This window comes from Campylobacter concisus (genome assembly GCF_002914005.1).
In the GTDB taxonomy this organism is placed as follows: Bacteria; Campylobacterota; Campylobacteria; order Campylobacterales; family Campylobacteraceae; genus Campylobacter_A; species Campylobacter_A concisus_N.
In genome coordinates, this window is sequence record NZ_POZU01000044.1 from 1 (window position 1) to 20901 (window position 20901).

16 protein-coding genes and 1 pseudogene are annotated in these 20901 nt (G+C 40.8%); 9 read left to right on the forward strand and 8 right to left on the reverse strand.

Annotated elements, in window-relative coordinates; all coding sequences use genetic code 11:
* Nucleotides 1-207 precede the first annotated feature (207 nt).
* From CYP54_RS10130 to CYP54_RS05085, 3 genes and pseudogenes are all read left to right on the forward strand, one after another.
* Nucleotides 208-513 (forward strand): hypothetical protein, encoded by a 306-nt coding sequence (locus tag CYP54_RS10130; RefSeq protein ID WP_258033668.1) that lies wholly within the window; start codon nucleotides 208-210, stop codon nucleotides 511-513.
* Between the two features lie 12 nt (nucleotides 514-525).
* Nucleotides 526-1293: pseudogene (locus tag CYP54_RS05080) on the forward strand (MBL fold metallo-hydrolase); the annotation flags it as partial.
* A gap of 44 nt (nucleotides 1294-1337) precedes the next feature.
* Nucleotides 1338-1625, forward strand: a complete 288-nt coding sequence (locus CYP54_RS05085) for a hypothetical protein (protein WP_103604451.1) — start codon at nucleotides 1338-1340, stop codon at nucleotides 1623-1625.
* Nucleotides 1626-2358: 733 nt separating this feature from the next.
* On the opposite strand, the gene CYP54_RS05090 is transcribed toward CYP54_RS05085, so the two are convergent.
* From CYP54_RS05090 to mnmG, 4 genes are all read right to left on the reverse strand, one after another.
* Entirely contained in the window at nucleotides 2359-3402 is a 1044-nt protein-coding gene (locus tag CYP54_RS05090) for a c-type cytochrome (RefSeq protein WP_103604442.1), read from the reverse strand.
* A gap of 2 nt (nucleotides 3403-3404) precedes the next feature.
* Complete coding sequence (locus CYP54_RS05095) at nucleotides 3405-4649, reverse strand: cytochrome b (protein WP_103604443.1); 1245 nt, start codon at nucleotides 4647-4649, stop codon at nucleotides 3405-3407.
* A gap of 10 nt (nucleotides 4650-4659) precedes the next feature.
* Complete coding sequence (gene petA, locus CYP54_RS05100; protein WP_021091707.1) at nucleotides 4660-5163, reverse strand: ubiquinol-cytochrome c reductase iron-sulfur subunit; 504 nt, start codon at nucleotides 5161-5163, stop codon at nucleotides 4660-4662.
* Between the two features lie 175 nt (nucleotides 5164-5338).
* On the reverse strand, nucleotides 5339-7204 hold the full coding sequence (gene mnmG, locus CYP54_RS05105) for a tRNA uridine-5-carboxymethylaminomethyl(34) synthesis enzyme MnmG (protein WP_103604444.1): 1866 nt from the start codon (nucleotides 7202-7204) through the stop codon (nucleotides 5339-5341).
* A gap of 168 nt (nucleotides 7205-7372) precedes the next feature.
* On the opposite strand from mnmG, the gene CYP54_RS05110 reads away from it, so the two are divergent.
* The 5 genes from CYP54_RS05110 (at nucleotide 7373) to CYP54_RS05135 (ending at nucleotide 14170) form a co-directional block, all read left to right on the forward strand.
* A complete protein-coding gene (locus tag CYP54_RS05110) occupies nucleotides 7373-10825 on the forward strand; it encodes an acyl-[ACP]--phospholipid O-acyltransferase (RefSeq protein WP_103604445.1) in 3453 nt (1150 codons plus the stop codon).
* A 401-nt stretch (nucleotides 10826-11226) separates the two neighbouring features.
* Nucleotides 11227-11979, forward strand: a complete 753-nt coding sequence (locus CYP54_RS05120) for an amino acid ABC transporter substrate-binding protein (protein ID WP_103604446.1) — start codon at nucleotides 11227-11229, stop codon at nucleotides 11977-11979.
* 9 nt (nucleotides 11980-11988) lie between these two features.
* On the forward strand, nucleotides 11989-12741 hold the full coding sequence (locus CYP54_RS05125; RefSeq protein ID WP_103604447.1) for an amino acid ABC transporter substrate-binding protein: 753 nt from the start codon (nucleotides 11989-11991) through the stop codon (nucleotides 12739-12741).
* A 23-nt stretch (nucleotides 12742-12764) separates the two neighbouring features.
* The gene (locus tag CYP54_RS05130; protein WP_103566155.1) at nucleotides 12765-13433 is read left to right on the forward strand and encodes an amino acid ABC transporter permease; all 669 of its coding nucleotides are present in this window, start codon (nucleotides 12765-12767) and stop codon (nucleotides 13431-13433) included.
* The gene (locus CYP54_RS05135; RefSeq protein WP_103576604.1) at nucleotides 13433-14170 is read left to right on the forward strand and encodes an amino acid ABC transporter ATP-binding protein; all 738 of its coding nucleotides are present in this window, start codon (nucleotides 13433-13435) and stop codon (nucleotides 14168-14170) included. Before CYP54_RS05130 ends, CYP54_RS05135 begins: the two co-directional genes overlap by 1 nt.
* A 33-nt stretch (nucleotides 14171-14203) precedes the next feature.
* On the opposite strand, the gene fldA is transcribed toward CYP54_RS05135, so the two are convergent.
* The 4 genes from fldA to CYP54_RS05155 form a co-directional block, all read right to left on the reverse strand.
* Nucleotides 14204-14695 (reverse strand): flavodoxin FldA, encoded by a 492-nt coding sequence (gene fldA, locus CYP54_RS05140; protein WP_072595412.1) that lies wholly within the window; start codon nucleotides 14693-14695, stop codon nucleotides 14204-14206.
* Between the two features lie 11 nt (nucleotides 14696-14706).
* Entirely contained in the window at nucleotides 14707-15420 is a 714-nt protein-coding gene (locus CYP54_RS05145) for a UDP-N-acetylmuramate--alanine ligase (RefSeq protein ID WP_103604448.1), read from the reverse strand.
* Nucleotides 15421-15423: 3 nt separating this feature from the next.
* Nucleotides 15424-15735 (reverse strand): DUF2325 domain-containing protein, encoded by a 312-nt coding sequence (locus CYP54_RS05150; protein WP_002939277.1) that lies wholly within the window; start codon nucleotides 15733-15735, stop codon nucleotides 15424-15426.
* Nucleotides 15736-15867: 132 nt separating this feature from the next.
* Nucleotides 15868-17031: a sugar transporter gene (locus CYP54_RS05155; RefSeq protein ID WP_103604449.1), complete on the reverse strand. Its 1164-nt coding sequence runs from the start codon at nucleotides 17029-17031 to the stop codon at nucleotides 15868-15870.
* 169 nt (nucleotides 17032-17200) lie between these two features.
* Between CYP54_RS05155 and nifJ the strand changes: the two genes are divergently transcribed.
* Nucleotides 17201-20803 (forward strand): pyruvate:ferredoxin (flavodoxin) oxidoreductase, encoded by a 3603-nt coding sequence (nifJ, locus tag CYP54_RS05160; RefSeq protein ID WP_103604450.1) that lies wholly within the window; start codon nucleotides 17201-17203, stop codon nucleotides 20801-20803.
* Nucleotides 20804-20901 lie beyond the last annotated feature (98 nt).

Sequence of the window (20901 nt, forward strand, 5' to 3'; positions counted from 1 at the left end):
TCTTTAAGATTATCTACATAATATCGATTTTTAGGTATGTTTATTTGCTAAAGGATAATATTTATTAATAAAATTTTCCTATAAAGAGTAAAAATATCCTAATTAACTTTAAATTTATAAGTTAATTATTTAAGCTCTGGTTAATTAAATAAAACTGAAATTTAAAAATCTAAAATATAATCCGACCTTTAAATTTAAAGGCTTTTTATGGAAATTTTTGTAGTCATAGTTTTGTTTATTGTTGCAGTGTTTCTTTTTATGAAATTTGCCACTGTTTTTGGTGGCACACCAGATGCTAAGAGTCAAAAACTCATAGAGGCTTCACCAAATTTTAACGGCAAAGTTTTTATAAATTTAGAGCCGACAATTGATATGGTAAAGAAAAGTCCGCAAGCATCTATGCCAAAATTCGTCCTGCAAGCGCTCTTTCCACCAAAGGGCAAGCTACCAAAGCGACCTTTGCCAAATTTAAAATTTGACGCAAAGGCCCTCAAAAACGGCGAATTTATCTAGCTAGGGCATGTTAGCCTCATCTGTAAGCTTGATGACAAAACCATCGTCACAGACCCAGTTTTGCACCGAGCATTTCCACTGCCAATTGGCGGTAAGCCCTTTACCTACGAGCATGCTATCACTGCTAGTGACTACCCAGAAGTGATCGACATCGCCCTCATCTCGCACGATCACTACGATCATCTTGATCACAAAACGATCCTTGAGCTAAAGGATAGAATTTGCAAGTTTCTAGTGCCACTTGGCGTAAAAGCTCACCTTGTAAAATGGGGCGTTGATGAAGACAAAATTTATGAGTTTGACTGGTTTGGTGAGCAAAAAATAGGAAATTTAAACTTCACGTTTTGTCCTTCAAGGCACTTTAGCGGGCGCACATTTAAAAGAAATACGACGCTTTGGGGTGGCTGGGCGGCCCAAAAGGCTGGCTTTAGCTTTTATTTTAGCGGAGATGGCGGATACGGCAAGCATTTTAAGATGATAAATGAGAAATTTGGCGCCTTTGATCTAGTTTTTATCGAAAATGGTGCTTACGGCGATGGCTGGCCTTACGTGCATATGAAGCCAGAGGAGTCAGCGCAAGCACTAAAAAATCTTGGTGCAAAGCTTGGTGTACCGGTACACTGGGGCAAGTTTGATCTATCTTATCATGCTTGGGATGAGCCAATCAAGCGTTTTGAAAAGGCAGCGACAAAACTTGAGCTAAACTACGCAACGCCGATGATCGGAGAAGTTTTCACTACCCAAAATCCGCCTAGGAAAAAGTGGTGGGAGAAAATTTAGGAATAAAATTTGCTCTAAATTTTAAAATCCAAAAGGAAATGCTGATGAAAATTTCTGAAAATTTAGCAAATCTAAAAAATGCCATCGATAAAGCTGCAAAAAACGACCTTGATATGAGCGCAACTGGAAGCTTTTTACAAAATTTAGAAAAAACAAATAAAGAGACTGAAAAAATTTATAAAAAGCTAGAAAAAGAGCTAAAAAACGATGCGCAAATGTTTAAACAATTTGACTTCATGCAGATGATAACAAAGCTTCAATACGGTAACCTAAAGCCAAATGAATGTGAAAAACTACTCAATAAAATGAGCAAGATCGCCAAGGAAATTTAATTTTAAATAGGCTTGATGCGGAGCTAAATTTTACTATTTTTGTGAAAATTAGTGGGTTTTGGTAAGTGATTTGCTTAAAAATAGATTTATTTAAATAGCGACCGTTAAAACTCAGATATATTTCTATTTTCTACCAAAATGCTTGTGTATTCATAGCTCACATGGTAGCATAGGCATACTACTGCTTTAGGTTTTAGGCAAATTTTTAAAATTTCATAAACGAGTAATTTTGGCTTTGATTTTAGTGGCAAGCCTTGCGAGGCTCAAAATCGGTAGTCAAATTCTTGCGAGTAAATGAAAGTTTTAAAATTTGCAAAATAGTAAATTTCTATTTTTAAAAATATAGACTTTAAATTTAAAAACTTTATTAGAAAGGGAGGGGACTTGAATTACGAAGCCGTACCCTTATCCCCTTTTTTTTAATCCCCTGTCTGCTTGCAGTTACGAGACGAAGTCGAAGTAAAAACCCCTCGTACGTTAGAGAGCATGCGATAGCGCTTTGCGCCGCATGCATTTTACATCAAACAAGTGTCAGATAAATTTTAAACGGCTCTAAATTCAGTGCTAAACGTAGTGCAGCCTAAGTTTAGTAGTCTGCTAAGGCGAGTGAATAAGATTTTAAAATTTGCAAGACTGCTTGATTAAATTTTGTAAAAGAATAAATTTAAAGAATACCTATTTATATATGTAAATTTACCAGAGAGGATTTAAGAGCCAAATAGGCTCTTAAATTTTAGTGTAGTTCGCTCCAAACTTTGCGTTTCCAAAGCCAAGCAAAAATTCCTAATATAAAGAAGTAGATCATGACATAAAGCCCTGTGCTCTCGCGCTCAGCCTTTTTCTTGTCACCTACTTTTTGGATATAAGCTACCACGTCGTCTTCAGCGGCTTTATTTAAACCAACTCTAGGCATCGCAGTGCCTGGAAGCATCTTTTGAGTATCGTTTATAAATTTATGCAAGTAGTCAGCACCTTTTGAACGAATCATCATAGATAGATCAGGTGGGTTTGAGCCCATATAAGCAGCAAGGCTTACTTTGTTGCTAAATGCATATTTTTTGTCATATTTTATATCATGACATCTTTGACATGCATCAGCGAAAACCTTTTCTTCAGTGATCTTATTATTTGCCTTTTCATAATCAGCAGATACCTTTTTCAAATAAGCTACTATATCGGCAGTCTCAGCATTTATATCACTACCAGCACCCATAAATGCGGTCATCGGAAATGGATGCTCGTCGTTAAATTTATGAGTTAGTTTTAAAGCCATAGTTGGGTTTTTAATGAGAGCAGCTAAGAATTTATCATCATAAATTTTACCAGCGGTACTAAGATCTGGTGGCGCTACACCAAAGCTTTGACTAGCTGTCTCAGCATCCATACCAGCTGGCATACCTGCTGCCTCTATACCGTGGCATCCTGTACATCCAGCTGCTACAAAAGTATCAGCACCCTTTGTGGCGTCACCTTTTGTAAGGTCGATAGAGTTAATGTCATTCCAAAATGCTGTATAGTCATCAAGAATTTTTTGTGCTACTTCTACATCTTTTGTAGCCGCATCTATACTTGCCTTATTTCCACTAGCCTTAGCAGTCTCAAGTGCTGTCTTTTTTTGCTCTAAAAAGTGCTTTGCATAGTCAGTATCTTCTTTTGAGAAGTTATACTCGGCATTTGCAGTATGAGGGTGAAGCTTTGTGTGAGCATAAGGCTCGATACCCCAATATAAAACACCTGAAAGAATAACAACAATGGCAAAAATTTTAAGCTCTTTCATAATTAGCCCCTCTTTCTTTCAAGTATTGTGATAACTGGCAATGCAATTATAAATAAGAACAAGAATAGCAATGATGAATAAAATCCTATCCAGTCATTATAACCACCTGTTGGGAGCTTACCATATATAGATAATACGATAAGATCGATAGCTAAGACCCAAAACCATATAAAAAATAGTGGTCTTTTGTGAGCTGGAGCTACAAGGTCGCTTCTATCAAGAAGAGGTATAAGCATGAATGCAACACCCGCAAACGCAAACGCGATAAGACCAATGTTATAAGCAGAAATTCCGGCTATATCAAAGAAAAAGCCACGTAAAATTTCATATTGCCACAAGAAATACCACTCTGGATAGATATGTGGTGGGGTTTTTAGTGGATTTGCTGGCTCAAAGTTGATAGGATCCATTGCAAAGTTGAAGTGATAGCAAACAAGATAGATGACGAATATCATAAAGAATGATACATACATAAAGTCTTTTGCCAAAAATCCTGGCCAAAATGGTATAACTTTAGATTTCGCTCTATCGCCGTGTAGATACTCTTGTGCCTCTACTTCAAAGTCGATATCTTCGCTTGTTAGGTTATTAACGTGTGGAACTCTTAAAGAGTAGAAGTGAATAACCAAAACAGCTATCGTCACAAGTGGCAATAAACAAACATGAAGCATAAAAAATCTAGTAAGTGTTGAGTCGCCAACTGCATAATCACCTCTAATCCACTCAACTAAAGCATCACCAATAACTGGCACACCGCCAAAAAGCTGAGTGATAACAGTTGCCGCCCAATAGCTCATCTGTCCCCATGGGAGCATATAACCACTAAATGCTTCCGCTGAAAAACAGATAAATAACACCATACCACTTATCCAAATGACCTCTCTGCCTCTTTTGTATGAACCATAGTAAAGTCCAGTAAGCAAGTGAATATACATAATAAGAAATATCGTAGAAGCTGAAACTGCGTGAATGTGACGCCAAAGCCAGCCATACTCGACCTCTTGCATGATAGTATAATTTACACTATCAAATGCCAAATTTACATCTGGTTTGTAATACATTAAAAGTAAAAAACCAGTAACAATTAAGAGCATAAAAAGCGTTGTTAAAATAACGCCCATTGCCCAAAGGAAATTTATATTTTTTGGAATCCAGTATTCGCTAACTAGAACCTTTATAAGTTTTGTAAAAGCTAGGCGTTGATCAAGCCAGTCAATAACGCCAGTTGATTTATGAGCTAAAGACATTGCTATCCTCCTAAGCTTTTGCTACTAATTTTTCGTATTCTGGGCTTGTTTCGCCTAGAACTAGCTTGGTTCCATCAATCTTAAATGGTGGTATATCAAGTGGTCTTGGAGGAGGTCCGTATGTTTGCATTCCGTCGGCGTTAAATTCGCCGCCATGACAGGCACATACAAACATTTGTTTGCTTGCTTTATACTCAGGTATACAGCCAAGATGCGTGCAAAGTCCGATAAGAACTACGTATCTAGCATCCCCCACGACAACATCTCTTTTGTCATTTTTAGCCATATCAGGACTTTTTTTGAGGATGAAAATAGGCTTTTTACGCCATTCAACCTGCCTCATTTCTCCATCTTTGATCGGACTTAGATCAACTGTTGTAAAACCAGCAGCTTTTACGCTTGGAAGTGGATCCCAAGTCTTTTTAACAGCCACTAGTGACATAGCGCCGCCGACAGCTGCCACAGCACCAAACGCAAGGCCGATAAAGCTACGTCTTTCTTGCTTTACTGACATTAAATTCCTTTCTATAAATAAATTCTTAACGATTATACTCTCAAAAAATTAAAAAAGTATAATTTCTAAATATAATCTGCAAAAATAATGTTAATTTTAACTTAAACGTAAATTTTGATTTTAAGATAAAAATTTTTAAGTTTTATGGCTTTTTGAACTAAATCTAAAATCAAAATCAGTCAAGCCTTTTCTCATTCATCTTTATATAAATATGTAAGATATCAATCGCAGCTGGCGTGATACCTGAAATTTCACTCGCAGCAAAAAGTGTCGGCGGTGCAAATTTCTCAAGCTTTTCTACCACTTCATTACTAAGGCCACTAACACTTCTAAAGTCAAAATTTTCAGGAATTTTCACATCCATCATATCTTTCATTTTTTCTATCTGATTTTTTTGCTCATTTATGTAGTGCTGATATTTACACTCGGTTAAAATTTGATCCACGCTCGCATCATCTAAATTTGAAAATTTCTGATCAAGCTTTCTTAGTTTCTCAGCCGTAAAGCTCTTGCGTGCAACAATCTTTTGAAGGCTCACATTTTGGCTTATTGGCTCTTCATCAAGGCTAGCTAAAAGCTCTAAATTTTGCTTGCTTGGCGTAATTTGAGTATTGTTAAGGTAAGCAAGTCCATCTTTTAAATTTTGCCTGATAGCTTCAATTTCATTAAAAGTCTCATCATCAAGCAGCCCAAGCCCATGGCCATATCCGCCAAGCCTTAAAATGGCATTTTCCTCACGCAAAAGCAAGCGGTACTCCGCCCTGCTCGTAAACATCCTATATGGCTCTTTTGTCCCTTTTGTGACAAGATCATCTATCAAAACGCCGATATACGCTTCATCGCGGCGCAAGACAAGTGGCTCTTTATTATCAAGTGAAAGCGCTGCATTTATGCCTGCCATTAGCCCTTGAGCGCCGGCCTCCTCGTATCCGGTCGTACCGTTTATCTGCCCAGCTAGATAAAGACCTTTTACCTTTTTGGTCTCTAAGCTATGTTTTAGCTGTGTTGGCTCGACGTAATCGTACTCGATGGCGTATCCATGCCTTACGATTTTCGCATTTTCAAAACCCTTTACGGAGCGCAACATCTGCACTTGCACCTCATAAGGCAGGCTCGTTGAAAAGCCGTTTATGTAGTACTCTGTAGCTTCAAGTGTTTGAGGCTCTATAAAAAGATGGTGTCTGTCGCGGTCGCCAAAGCGGTTTATCTTATCCTCGATACTTGGACAATATCTTGGCCCAATGCCCTCAATCTGTCCTGTAAAAAGTGGCGCTTTGTCGAAATTTGAGCGGATTATCTCATGCGTGGTTTCGTTTGTATAGGCGATGTAGCATGGCAGCTGCGTTGGGGAAAAATTTTTAGTTCTAAAGCTAAATGCAACTGGTTTTGCGTCACCATCTTGCTTTTCTAAAATTTCAAAATTTATAGTTTTTGCATCGATCCTTGGACACGTTCCGGTCTTTAGCCTACCTAAATTTAGCCCAAGATCCCTTAGACTGCCGCTTAGATCCTTTGCACTTAGCTCGCCCACACGGCCAGCTTCTAGCTTGTTAAATCCAACGTGAATTAGCCCGTTTAAAAATGTGCCAGTTGTGATTACCACCTTTTTTGCATTATAGATGTTATTTAGGTGGGTTTTAACGCCTATTACTTCGCCATTTTCGCTTAAAATTTCAGTGGCGATCTCTTGAGAAATTTCTAAATTTGGCGTGTTTAAAAGCAAATTTCTCATATAAACGCGGTATCTATCCATATCGATCTGAGCGCGACTACCTCGCACTGCTGGACCTTTGCTCTCATTTAGCACGCGAAACTGGATGCCAACAGCGTCAGTTGTAAGCCCCATTTGACCACCAAGCGCATCAATCTCTTTTACAAGATGCCCCTTCGCAAGGCCGCCGATAGCTGGATTACAGCTTGCAGCGCCTATTTGCTCGGCTAAGATCGTGATTAGTAAAGTTTGCTTGCCCATTCTAGCAGCCGCAAGACTTGCCTCAATGCCTGCATGTCCGCCGCCAACGACGATTATTTCATAGTTCATGATAAATTTTTCCTTATTTTTGATGGGCTGATTTTATCCAAAAGCATATAAAATTTAAATTTCTTAGAAATTTTTATTACCAAATTTAATGTAGAGTTTTTTATTAATAATATTTTAAATATTTTGCTGTTAGATTTACAAAATTTTTAAAATCACAAAGGTATTTCTATGATGAGTTTATTAAAAGTTGCTGGCTTTTTGCCCTACCTTGCGATCGCATTTTTAAATGCAAGCGTCGATCTAGCACACAAAATAACCATACAAAATGTTCTTTTAAAAACATACGATGGCGACATACTTTTTATCTTAACAGCCGTCATAAACGCAATGATCTTGCTACCATTTATCTTTTTATTTTCGCCTTCAAGCTTTATAAATGATAAATTCGCAAAAATAAAGGTCATAAGAATTTGTGCTGTTTTTGGCCTTATCATTAGTGTCGCGGTGCTTTTTAGCTATCTTGCAGGTGCTTTTGGCGTAGCCTTTGCTTTAACGCTCATACTAGCCGCTCAAAGTGCGATCTACTCACCAGCAAAATACGGCATCATCAAAGCCCTAGTCGGCCCTGAGCGCCTTGGCACAGCAAATGGCATTATTCAAGCGCTCACCATCGTAGCGATACTTGTTAGCTCATTTTTATTTTCATTTATATTTGAAAATTTATACATCCAAGGCGAAAATTCAGAAGAAATTTTAAAAAGCGTCTATCCTATTGGCATCTTTTTAGTCGTATTTAGCGCACTTGAAGCGTACTTTGCCTATAAGTTACCTTGCATCGATGAAAAAGATGAAACAAGCGAAAATTTTGATATTAAAAAATATATTCGCCTTAGCTATTTAAGAGAAAATTTAAAAGAAGTAAGGTCAGATAAAAATATCTGGCTAAGCATCGCTGGACTTAGTATATTTTGGGGAATTTCTCAGATCATCATCGCAGCTTTCCCAGCTCATTACAAGGCCGTTTTTAGCGATGACAGCTCGCTAGCGGTGCAAGCAATTCTAGCAGCAAGTGCCATAGGCATCGCATTTGGCTCATACGTGGCTGGCTCTATGTCAAAGCTTCACATCGAGCTTGGTATCGTGCCAATGGGCGCTATGGGCATATTTTTCTCACTTTTATTTTTCGCATTTGGCTCAAGTATCGGCGTAGTGAGCCTTAGCTCATTTGCGTTTGGCTTTTTTGGTGGAATTTTTATAGTACCGCTAAATGCGATGATCCAGTACTTCGCCCCACAAAAGACCACCGGCAAGATAATGGCGGCAAACAACTTTTTACAAAACGTCTCAATGCTACTATTTCTAGCCATTGGCATAGGCTTAGTATATTTTGAAATTTCAACCACTGGGCTCTTTGTCTTTACAGCCCTTGTTTGCTTGATCGGCAGTTTTTACGCCATTTTACAGCTTCCACACCTTTTTACAAGGCTACTTTTGTTGCCATTTTTAAAGACAAAGTACCGATTCTTCGTTGAAGGGCTTCAAAATTTACCACAAAGTGGCGGCGCACTACTTCTTGGCAATCACATCAGCTGGATCGACTGGCTCGTGCTTCAAGCTGCAAGCCCAAGGGGCATAAGATTTGTCATGTATAGAACGATCTATAACAAATGGTATCTAAAGCAAATTTTTAAATTTTTTAAAGTGATCCCAATAGGCGCAGGGGCTAGCAAAGAGTCGATCGAGTTAGTTAGAGAGTGCCTAAAAAATGGCGAAGTGGTCGCACTTTTTCCAGAGGGCCACATCAGCTATAACGGCCAGATAAACGAGTTTCAAAAAGGCTTTGAGCTTATCATCAGAGATCTAGAAGAAATTTGCATCGTGCCATTTTACCTTCGTGGCCTTTGGGGTTCGAGCTTTTCAAGAGCTAGTAAATTTTATAAAGACCTCACTTCTAAAAACGGCAGACGCGACATCATCGTCGCCTTTGGCAAGCCAATAACCACATTTATAAACGCTGCGAAGATGAAGCAAAAGGTGCTTGAGCTTAGCTTTTCATCGTGGGAGAGCTTTATCTCAAGGCAAAAACCACTAACGAGCGAGTGGCTAAATAACGCAAAAGAAAATAAATTTAAAGAGTGCGTGAGCGACAGCACTGGGCTAAATTTAAGCAACTTGAAATTTATAACAGCCGTTTTAGTCTTTATCAAAATTTTCAAACGCGAGCTAAAAGATGAGAAAAATATAGGCATCTTGCTGCCTAGCTCAAGTATCGCGGCGATAGTAAATATGGCGCTTCTTGCCATGGGCAAAGTGAGCGTAAATTTAAACTATACGCTTAATGAGACCTCGCTAAATCACGCCTTAAGAAAGGCAAATATAAATACAGTCATCACATCTAGCAAATTTCTTGAAAAGCTCGCACTTAAGGGCTTTGATCTAAAAGATGCGATGAGTGGCAAGGCTAAATTTGCAGAAGATCTCTCAGCCAGTGTCTCGAAAAAAGAGAAATTTTTAGCGCTTTTAACTGCCTTTTTTGCTCCAGTTTGGCTTATTAAGCTTTGCTATTTCAAGCGTGTAAGCTTAGAAGATACAGCCACCATTTTATTTAGCAGCGGCAGCGAGGGCGAGCCAAAAGGCATCGAGCTAAGCCATAAAAATTTACTTGCAAACATTAAGCAAATAAGCGAACTTCTAAATTTCAAAAAAGATGACGTGATCTTAAACTCACTCCCTGTATTTCACTCATTTGGACTAACAGTCACCACGCTCATGCCGCTTTGCGAGGGCATAAAAATGGTAAGCGTGCCTGACCCAACAGACGGAGCGACTATCGGCAAAATGGCTGCAAGACACAGCGTTAGCATCATCTTTGGCACCTCGACCTTCTTTAGGCTCTACACCAGAAACAAAAAGCTTCATCCGCTGATGTTTCAAAGTGCCAGAATGGTCGTAGCTGGGGCCGAAAAGCTAAAACCTGAGATAAAAGACGAGTTTAGGCTCAAATTTGGCATAGAAATTTATGAAGGATATGGCGCGACAGAAACGGCGCCTGTAGCTGCTGTAAATATGCCAAATATCCTAGAAAAAGAGAGCCTAAAAGAGCTTACATTTAATAGACCTGGCAGCGTTGGCATGCCTCTGCCTGGCACTATCATAAAAATAATCGACCCAGAGACGCTTGAAGAGCTAGAAACTGGCACAGACGGGCTCATCGTCATCGGCGGCTCGCAGGTGATGAAAGGCTATCTAAACGACGAGGCCAAAACAAGCGAGGTCATCACGCACATTGATGGCGTAAGATACTATAAAACTGGCGATAAAGGCCACATCGATGAAAACGGCTTTGTGTTTATCGTAGATAGATACTCAAGATTTGCCAAGATAGGCGGCGAGATGATAAGCCTTGGAAGCGTCGAAGAAGAGCTTGCAAAGGTGCTTGGGGGCGACGTTGTCTTTAGTAGCGCAAACGTGCCAGATAGCAAAAAGGGTGAAGCGATCGCACTTTTAGTAAAAAGTGGCACAGAGCCTGAAAATATCGAGCAAATTTTAAAAGAGAGCAGCCTAGCTCCTATAATGATGCCAAGCTATATATTTATCGTTGATGATATACCAACGCTTGCAAGCGGTAAGGTTGATTTTAAGGGGGTAAAAGCTCTAGCGGTCTCACTTTTAGCGGAGTGAGGCACCGCTCTCTTTTTTCGTGATAAAATGCACCAAAATACTGGCCAGATCGTAGTTGCGACTAACATTTGCATAAATCTTAAAAATTTTTCTTTTTTTTTGCAAATTCTGCTATTGATTTTATTTTTAGAAAGAGTTTTATATAAAAATTTTCTAGCGCTTTTTAAATTTGGTGCAATTCGTGCGATTGTTTGCTAAATTCTGCCTTTACAAAATTTTACTAGCAAGCATAAAAGATAACGCCATACAAATAGTGAACAAAATGGGCTATAACGTAGAAAAAGGTAACAAAGAGCTTAATTAAGATAAATTTTGCCCTAAATGAGCTTAGCAAAGAAGGAGCTTTAAGCGAAATTTCGCTTAAATACTTCGACAAAGATATTTTTAAATAAGGAGAATCAATGAATTTTAAGCCCATTTTTGGCTTTATCGCAGGTGCTTTTTTAGCTTTAAATTTAAATGCTTCAACTATCAAAAAAGGCGAACTTATAGTTGCAACTGAAGGCACTTACTCACCTTACTCATTTTATGATGAAAAGGGCGAGCTAGTGGGATATGACGTAGATATCGCAAGAGCAGTAGCGCAAAAGCTAAATTTAAAAGTCGAGTTTCTAACAGCTCCTTGGGATGCGATGCTTGCGGCTTTTGATGCTGGTAAGGCCGATGTTGTATTTAATCAAGTTAGTATAAACGAAGATAGAAAGAAAAAGTATGGTATGAGCGTGCCTTACACTATGCCATATCCAGTAATTGTCGTGCATAAAGACAATAACGACATCAAAAGTTTTGCTGATCTAAAAGGTAAAAAGAGCGTGCACTCTGCGACTAGCAACTGGGCAGCGATAGCCGAGAAAAATGGCGCAACAGTGGTCGTAGCTGATGGCTTTAGCAAAGGCGTGGAGCTTATCATCTCAAAAAGAGCTGATGATACGATAAACGATAACGTTACATTTTTTGACTACATCAAACAACGCCCAAATGCGCCACTAAAAATCGCATACACAAGCAACGAGCCGATGCCAACAGCTGCAATCGTTAAAAAAGGCAACACTGAGCTACTAGAAGCGATAAACAAAGCGCTTGATGAACTAAAAGCCGAGGGTAAGATAAGCGAAATTTCGATGAAATATTTTGGAAAAGATATTTCAAAATAAAGGATCAAAATGAAATTTACAAATTTATTAAAAATAGTAGCTGTGCTTGCAATGGCTCTAGATTTACAAGCAAAGACCATAAAAGACGGCGTGCTAACAGTAGCAACAGAAGGCACTTACGCGCCTTTTACATTTTATAATGATAAAAATGAGCTAGTGGGATACGATGTAGATATCGCAAGAGCCGTAGCGCAAAAGCTAAATTTAAAAGTTGAGTTTCTAACAGCTCCTTGGGACGCGATGCTAGCAGCATTTGATGCTGGCAAAGCAGACGTTGTGTTTAATCAAGTTAGCATAACTGATGAGAGAAAGAAAAAATATGCTTTTTCAGTGCCTTATACTGTGACATTTGGCGCTATCATCACTAGAAAAGATAATAACGATATAAAAAGTTTTGCTGATCTAAAAGGTAAAAAAGATGCCGACTCAGCGACTAGTAACTGGGCGAAAGTCGCTGTAAAATACGGTGCTGAACACGTCGTAACAGATAGTTTTGCTAAAAGCATGGAGCTTCTTATATCAAGACGTGTAGATGCTGTTGTAAGAGATAACATCGTATTTTACGACTTCATAAAAGAGCGTCCAAACGCACCTGTGAAGATAGCTGCCTCACTTGACGAGAAAGACTACACAGCAGCAGCTGTCAAAAGAGACAACGCCGAACTTGCAGAGCAAATTTCAAATGCACTAAACGAACTTTCAAAAGAGGGAAAACTAGAAGCCATCTCAAAAAGCTACTTTGGCAAAGACGTCTCAAAATAAATTTATAAACCAACAAGGCAAAAATGGAAAATTTAGATAGAGTGATCGAGCTTGTTTCAAGCTCGACGCTACCGATGATCATCGCACTTTTAAAAGTGACGATCCCACTTACTTTGCTCTCGTTTTCGCTAGGGCTTGTCATCGCCATTATCACAGCAGTAGCAAGGCTTTCAAATATAAAAATTTTAAAATTTATATTTGCCACCTATGTTTGGATATTTCGTGGCACGCCGCTTCTTGTGCAGCTTTTCATCGTATTTTACGGACTTCCTAGCCTCGGCGTTACGCTTGATACTTGGAGTGCGGCGACTATCGCATTTAGCCTAAACGTGGGCGCTTATGCGTCTGAGTCTGTAAGGGCTGCCATACTTTCTGTGCCAAAAGGTCAGTGGGAGGCTGCCACATCGCTTGGCATGACGCACTATCAAATTTTAAAGCGCATCATCGCGCCTCAAGCGGTGAGGATCTCGTTGCCACCGCTTTCTAACACATTTATAGGCCTTGTTAAAGATACTTCACTAGCAGCTTCTATAACGATGGTAGATATGTTTATGGTCGCTCAAAGGATCGCAGCAAGGACCTTTGAGCCACTCATCCTCTACATCCTAGCAGCGCTCATCTATCTAGTGGTTTGCACACTCTTAACCTATCTTCAATCAAGGCTTGAAAAAGCTGTCTCAAGGTATGTCTAATGGCTATAAATTTTAAAAATATAAGCAAATCTTACGGCGATCATTTGGTGCTAGATAACATAAACACAAGCTTCAAAGAGGGGCAAACAACCGTGATAGTTGGCTCATCAGGTTGTGGCAAATCAACACTTCTTAGATGCATAAATTTACTTGAGATCCCACAAAGTGGCATTTTAGAGGTAGATGATAGAGCTGTAAATTTTAAAGAGAAGCTTAGCTCAAAAGAGCTTTTAGAAATTCGCAAAAAAACAGGCATGGTCTTTCAAAGTTTCAACCTCTTCCCGCACCTAACAGCGCTTCAAAATGTCACTGAAGCTCCGATCTACGTTCAAAAAAAAGATAAAAACGAAGCGATAAAAGAGGCAAAAGAGCTTTTAGCTAAAGTGGGGCTTAGCCACAAAGAAGATACCTATCCAAACAGGCTCTCAGGCGGACAAGCACAGCGTGTAGCCATCGCTAGAGCCCTAGCTGTAAATCCATACTTTTTGCTACTTGACGAGCCTACAAGCGCGCTTGATCCAGAGCTTGAGGCTGAAGTTTTAAAAGTCATCTTATCTCTTGCAAAAGAGAAAAAGTCTATGATCATCGTCACTCATAATATGAATTTTGCTAGAAAGATAGCTGATAGAATTTTATTTTTAGATAAAGGTGTGATCGCATTTGATGGGTTAGTAGATGAGTTTTTCAATAGCCAAAACGAAAGAATAAAAAGCTTCATCTCAGCTATGGATATATGAAAATTTTAGCTAGAAAATCTAGCTAAAATTACATTAAGCAAAGTGAGGTTTTATCTGCTCGATCCAAGCTGAAATTCTACCCTCAGTTTTATCACTTTGGTTATCAGCATCAAGTGCTAGACCTACAAATTTTCCATTTCTTACAGCATCAGAGCCATCAAATGTATATCCATCAGTGCTAACCTCACCAACTACTTTTGCACCTGCTTTTACGACCTCATCGTAAAGCTTTGCCATGCCGTTACAGTATTCATCAGAGTAGCTCTCGCTATCACCCATGCCAAAAACAGCGACTGTTTTTCCGCTTAGATTTAACGCTTTAAAGTCAAATGCGTCCCAGTCATCTTGAAGATCGCCACTACCCCAGGTTGATGTACCAAGGATGAGTTTATCAAAGCTATTTAGTTTCGCTGCGTCTACATCAGCAACGTTTAAAAGCTCATTTTCAAGGCCTAGGCCCTCACTTATAAGTTTTGCTGCATCTTCGGTATTTCCCATGCTGCTTCCATAAACTATACCTATCATTTTTATCCTTTTTAAAAAATTTTATTAATAATCGTATAAGGCACAAGCTTGATCAAGCCTCTCGCATAACAGTGCCTAACCTCAACGTGTCGCCTAAATTCCTCATTTCTAGGAAAAACGATATAAACCATCTCACACTCGTGACCAAGCACACCGACGGCTCTATCTATATCGTCGTTTAAATTTCTCATATCATCAAAGCTTACTTTTTTAAAGCTTGGCATGACGCTGAGCAAATTTTTACCATCTTTTTTGACCGAAATGACACCACCATTTAGAACAACCTCTTTGTCTTGATGGCGGAGGCGTATTTTATCATAAACAAATTGACAAAACATCTGTGCCGCATCGATACAAAGCTCAAATTCTCCACTTGCATAAAGCATTTTTATCATCTTTGCAGCCGCCATTTTTGGCTCTTTTGCTATAAATTTTATCTTTGAAAAGTCGCCTTTTAAATAAGCATTTATGATGATATTTGATGAAAAACAAAAGCGATCTGCTGGCTTAAAATTTAGACATTTCTCACGAAGCAGGAAATTTATCCTAGCTTCAAAAATTTCTTTTAAATTTAGAAATTTAGCATAAGAAAGTGGTATTTTTAGCTCACTTTCTACACCAGAATTATAAAGTGCAATAAAAATTTTTGCACGTGAAAGCCTATCAAGCTTTGCAAAAATATTTGGAGTTATTTCGCCAATATCTGATAAAAGCCCGAATCTCATTGATTATTCTTTGCATCCAAATTCCTTATCTAGCCCAAAGACCTTGCAGTACTCGCAAAATACGCAACTAACGCTTCTTTTTGCACAAACAATTGGAATATTTCTCTTTTTTGCTTGAGTTTTAATAGTCTTCATAGTGTTGTGGTTTAAAAAGCTAGTTAGCATCACCACACACTCGGTATCTTGAGGGATTGGCTTGCGATTTACGCGGTTTTCATTTCTAGCATCCCAGTGTTCTATCTTTTCAGCTCCCAAATCATGTAAAACTGCCTTGATAGGCGTTATCTCATCTGCACCGATAACTAAAACTGACATAATAAGCTCCTAAAATTTATTCATTTTCTGATAATGATTATAAGGAAGCTTAACTAAAATTTTTCTTAGTTATGATATTTATTATCACTTATATGTAGAAATTTGTAACGTTTTGCTTAGATATTTAAACATCTAAATTCTCTTAACCTTAGATACCGCAAACAAAAATATTATAAGTCCGCTTGCGGCAAAAAAACTACCAACATTGCCGATATTTTGCTCGCCTAAATGAACTATCGTCTGATGCCCTATTAGCGCCCCTGCTCCGATGCCTATGTTATAAATAGCCGAAAATATCGCCATTGCAGCGTCAGTAGCATTTGAGGCTAAATTTAGTACTTTTATTTGAAAACTCATATTTACACCAGCTATGCCAAGCCCCCAAACAAAGGCCAAGACTAGCATTAAAACTTCATTTTTAACAATAAAATTTAACACAAGCAAGCAACATAAAATAAGCATGATAGAAATTGCTGAAAATGCATTTGGAATGAGCTTATAAAATTTAGAGAAAAGCAGGCTTGCAACTACACCAGCAACGCCAAATATAAGCAGGAATATTGTGATAAATTTTCCATCAAAGCCACTGATATCTTTTGCAAATGGCTCAATGTAGCTATAGGTGCTAAAATGCGCGCTTATGATAATTGCCGTTAGTAAAAATATGACCATTAAAAGGCCATTTCTTGCAAGCTCTGGCAAGCTTTTAAGCGAGCCTGAGTTTTTACTTGGCAGAAGTGGCAAAATTTTATATAGCCAAGCTCCAATACCAACAGCAAAAATTCCGATCAGTCCAAAGGTCACACGCCAGCCAAGTGCGTCACCTAAAATTCTTCCAAGTGGCAGACCAAGTATCATCGCTAGCGATGTACCAAGAGCTAGCAATCCAAGAGCTTGCGAGCTTTTATTTATCGGTGCTAGCCTAACAGCAAGTGAAGCAGTAATAGCCCAAAAAATGGCATGGGCAATAGCTATCATCAACCGAGCAACAATTAAAATTTTAAAATTCCTAGCAAAGGCACAAAGAGTATGAGCTAAAACAAATACGATAAAAACCTTTAAAAGAAGAGATTTTCGTTCTAAATTTGCAGTTAAAAGCATAAGTGGCAAAGAGAGTATAGTGACGCTCCACGCATAAATCGTGATGATAAGACCAGTATCGGCCGTGCTCATATCAAAGTCTTTTGCAATATCACTTAAAAGTGGCACTGGGACAAACTCAGTAGTGTTAAATATAAAAGCACAAAAAGCAAGAGCTATAACCCTTAAATAGGCCACCCTATGAACACTTATCAAATTTTATCCTTAATTTTTTTCATTACGGTAATGGAATTTTGCTTAAAGTTAGTAATTTAAAAGGCAAAATTCTCAGAATTTATTAATGACATAGATTAATAGTATATTTTGGAAACTAGCTCTATAATAAAAGATTTTTAAAAAACATAAGAAAATTTAAGGCGGAAAAATGGCTAAAATAATGAAAACTATGGACGGAAACGAGGCTGCGGCGCATGCGGCTTACGCATTTACCGAGGTTGCGGGCATCTATCCGATCACCCCTAGCTCGCCGATGGCTGACTACACCGATATGTGGGCGGCTCAGGGCAAGAAAAATCTATTCGGCATGCCGGTTAAAGTCGTCGAAATGCAAAGCGAGGGCGGGGCTGCGGGCACCGTGCACGGCTCGCTGCAAGTAGGCGCGCTAACTACGACATACACGGCTTCGCAAGGCCTTTTGCTAAAAATCCCGAATATGTACAAAATCGCAGGCCAGTTGCTGCCCGGCGTCATCCACGTGAGCGCGCGCTCTATCGCAGCTCAGGCTCTTTCTATCTTTGGCGATCATCAGGACATTTATGCCTGTCGCCAGACGGGATTTGCTATGCTAGCAAGCGGCTCCGTGCAAGAGGTCATGGATATCGCGGGCGTCGCGCATCTAGCGGCGATCAAGGGTCGCGTGCCGTTTTTACACTTTTTCGACGGATTTCGCACGAGCCACGAGATACAAAAGATCGAGGTGCTTGACTATGCGCACTTTGATAGGCTTCTTAACCGTGAGGCGCTGCAAAAATTTAGAGACGAGGCCCTAAGCCCCGAAAGTCCTAAAACTCGCGGCACGGCTCAAAACGACGATATCTACTTTCAGACGCGCGAGCTAGCTAACCGCTACTATGACGCGGTGCCTGATATCGTGGCCGAATATCTAAAAGAAATTTCAAAAATCACGGGACGCGACTATCGTCCGTTTAATTATTACGGCGATCCGCACGCTACGCGCGTCGTGGTCGCAATGGGTTCGGTTACGCAAACTCTCGAAGAAGTCGTCGATCACCTACGCGCAAAGGGCGAAAAGGTGGGCGTACTAAAAGTGCATCTATACCGTCCGTTTAGCCTAAAATACCTATTTGACGTGATGCCTGAGACGGTAGAAAAGATCGCCGTGCTAGACCGCACGAAAGAGCCGGGAAGCCTCGGCGAGCCGCTATATCTGGACGTCAAGGCTGCGTTTTACGGACGCAAAAATCAGCCCGTGATCGTGGGCGGCCGCTACGGTTTAAGCTCAAAAGACGTCGATCCTGCGCAAATGCTAGCCGTATTTGAAAACCTAAATTTAGAGGGGCCAAAAAACGGCTTTACCGTCGGTATCGAGGACGACGTGACTTTCACCTCGCTAAAAGTAGGCGAGAAAATTTCGCTAAGCGACGCAAGCGTGAAAGAGTGTTTATTTTACGGACTTGGCGCAGACGGTACAGTGGGGGCGAATAAAAACTCCATCAAAATCATCGGCGATAAAACCGAGCTTTACGCGCAGGCGTATTTTGCATACGACAGCAAAAAATCAGGCGGCTACACGCGCTCACACCTACGTTTTGGTAAAAACCCGATCCGCTCGACCTATCTCGTCTCAAATCCGCACTTCGTAGCCTGCTCGGTCGCGGCGTATCTTGAAATTTACGACGTCATAGACGGTATCCGCGAGGGCGGGACGTTCCTGCTAAACTCGATCTGGGACGCCGAGCAGACGGTCGCTAAACTGCCGAATAAAGTAAAGAAAATTTTAGCCGCTAAAAAGGTAAATTTCTACATCATCAACGCCACTAAGCTAGCTCGCGAGATCGGGCTAAAAAACCGCACGAACACCATCATGCAGTCGGCGTTTTTTCAGCTGGCTGACATCATCCCGTTTGCCGACGCGCAAAAATACATGAAAGAGTACGCGCACAAAGCCTATGCTAAAAAGGGCGAAGCGATCGTGGAGATGAACTACAAGGCCATAGATATGGGCGCGGACGGGCTGGTTAAGGTCGAGGTTGATCCTAGCTGGGCAAATTTGACGGATGACGCGAGCGCGGAGGAAAAATACGTCGGCGACGAATTTATAGAAAAAATCGTCAAGCCTATCAACGCCGCCAGGGGCGATAGCTTGCCCGTTTCGGCGTTTGTGGGCTTTGAGGACGGACACTTTAAATCAGGCACCACGCAATACGAAAAACGCGGTATCGGCGTAATGGTGCCAAAGTGGATCGAGGGCAACTGTATCCAATGCAACCAGTGCGCCTTCGTCTGCCCGCACGCGGTCATCAGACCGTTTCTAATCGATGAAAACGAGCTCGCCGCCGCGCCGCAAACCGTACAAGATCACGTCCTAGACGCCAAAGGCAAAGAGGTAAAAGGGCTAAAATATAAAATCCAAGTAAGCCCTCTAGACTGCACGGGCTGCGAACTGTGCGCTCAAATTTGCCCAAGCAAGGAAAAATCGCTCGTCATGGTACCGCTAGCCGAGGAGATGGAGCGACACGAGCAGGAAAATGCCGATTATCTATTTAAAAAGGTTACGTACAAAGACGACCTGATGAGCAAAGATAGCGTCAAGGGCGTGGGTTTTGCGCAGCCGCTGTTTGAGTTTCACGGCGCCTGCCCGGGTTGCGGCGAGACGCCTTATATAGGGCTTGTAACAAGACTGTTCGGCGACCGCATGATAGTTGCAAACGCCACCGGATGTAGCTCGATCTACGGCGGTAGCGCGCCTTCGACGCCTTATACGACGAACAAAGAGGGCAAAGGCGTAGCGTGGGCGAATTCGCTGTTTGAGGATAATGCGGAGTTTGGCATGGGTATGAATGTCGCGGTAGAGACTCTGCGCCACCGTATCGAGGATGTTATGCTACGCACTAAAGACGCCGCACCAAACGCTCTAGCCGCGCTATACTCCGACTGGATCGCGCACAAAAACGACGGCGAGAAAACGACGCAAATCGCTAAAATTTTAACGCCGATTTTGGAGCAAAATTTAAGCGTAGAGGGCGTAAAAGAAATTTTAGAGCTAAAAAGATATCTCATCAAAAAATCTCAGTGGATCATCGGCGGTGACGGCTGGGCGTACGATATCGGCTTTGGCGGGCTTGACCATGTGCTAGCTAGCGGCGAGAACGTAAACGTGCTCGTGCTTGACACCGAGGTCTACTCAAACACCGGCGGTCAAAGCTCAAAATCAAGCCGCGCAGGCTCCATAGCGCAGTTTACTGCTAGCGGTAAGCCAATGCAGAAAAAAGATCTTGGCTACATCGCGATGACTTACGGAAATATCTTCGTAGCTCAAATCAACTCAAACGCGAGCCAGGCAAACACGATAAAAGCGATCGCCGCAGCCGAGGCCTACGACGGTCCGAGCCTCGTGATCGCGTATTCGCCGTGTATCGCGCACGGTATAAAAGGCGGCATGGCCTACTCCGGCGATCAAGGCGAGTTAGCGACCAAGTGTGGCTACTGGCCGACCTACGTCTACGATCCGCGCCTAATCAAAGAGGGCAAAAATCCGCTCAAAATGACCTCAAAAGAGCCTGATTGGTCGCTTTACGAGGAGTTTTTGCTAAACGAGGTTCGCTACAACTCGCTTAAAAAGACGAATCCGCAGCACGCAGACGAGTTGCTAGCTAAAAATAAGGCCGATGCGCAAAGGCGCTACCGCCAGCTAAAACGCCTAAGCTTGGCTGACTTTAGCGATGAGGTCGAGTCTGGCTCGCCTGAGAGTACTGAGGATGCCTCTGCTGGTACCGCAGCCGAGTAAGGCACGAATTCTCCCACTTAAATTTATTGTGTGGGAGAATTTTCTTTTTTAGATAATTTCACTTAAAAGAATTAAATAACCCATAAACAAAATAAACA

Bases quoted from the DNA above. Each gene is read 5' to 3' on its own strand.
- CYP54_RS10130 (WP_258033668.1), top strand. From the start codon at position 208: ATGGAAATTTTTGTAGTCATAGTTTTGTTTATTGTTGCAGTGTTTCTT.
- CYP54_RS05085 (WP_103604451.1), top strand. From the start codon at position 1,338: ATGAAAATTTCTGAAAATTTAGCAAATCTAAAAAATGCCATCGATAAA.
- CYP54_RS05090 (WP_103604442.1), bottom strand. From the start codon at position 3,402: ATGAAAGAGCTTAAAATTTTTGCCATTGTTGTTATTCTTTCAGGTGTT.
- CYP54_RS05095 (WP_103604443.1), bottom strand. From the start codon at position 4,649: ATGTCTTTAGCTCATAAATCAACTGGCGTTATTGACTGGCTTGATCAA.
- petA (WP_021091707.1), bottom strand. From the start codon at position 5,163: ATGTCAGTAAAGCAAGAAAGACGTAGCTTTATCGGCCTTGCGTTTGGT.
- mnmG (WP_103604444.1), bottom strand. From the start codon at position 7,204: ATGAACTATGAAATAATCGTCGTTGGCGGCGGACATGCAGGCATTGAG.
- CYP54_RS05110 (WP_103604445.1), top strand. From the start codon at position 7,373: ATGATGAGTTTATTAAAAGTTGCTGGCTTTTTGCCCTACCTTGCGATC.
- CYP54_RS05120 (WP_103604446.1), top strand. From the start codon at position 11,227: ATGAATTTTAAGCCCATTTTTGGCTTTATCGCAGGTGCTTTTTTAGCT.
- CYP54_RS05125 (WP_103604447.1), top strand. From the start codon at position 11,989: ATGAAATTTACAAATTTATTAAAAATAGTAGCTGTGCTTGCAATGGCT.
- CYP54_RS05130 (WP_103566155.1), top strand. From the start codon at position 12,765: ATGGAAAATTTAGATAGAGTGATCGAGCTTGTTTCAAGCTCGACGCTA.
- CYP54_RS05135 (WP_103576604.1), top strand. From the start codon at position 13,433: ATGGCTATAAATTTTAAAAATATAAGCAAATCTTACGGCGATCATTTG.
- fldA (WP_072595412.1), bottom strand. From the start codon at position 14,695: ATGATAGGTATAGTTTATGGAAGCAGCATGGGAAATACCGAAGATGCA.
- CYP54_RS05145 (WP_103604448.1), bottom strand. From the start codon at position 15,420: ATGAGATTCGGGCTTTTATCAGATATTGGCGAAATAACTCCAAATATT.
- CYP54_RS05150 (WP_002939277.1), bottom strand. From the start codon at position 15,735: ATGTCAGTTTTAGTTATCGGTGCAGATGAGATAACGCCTATCAAGGCA.
- nifJ (WP_103604450.1), top strand. From the start codon at position 17,201: ATGGCTAAAATAATGAAAACTATGGACGGAAACGAGGCTGCGGCGCAT.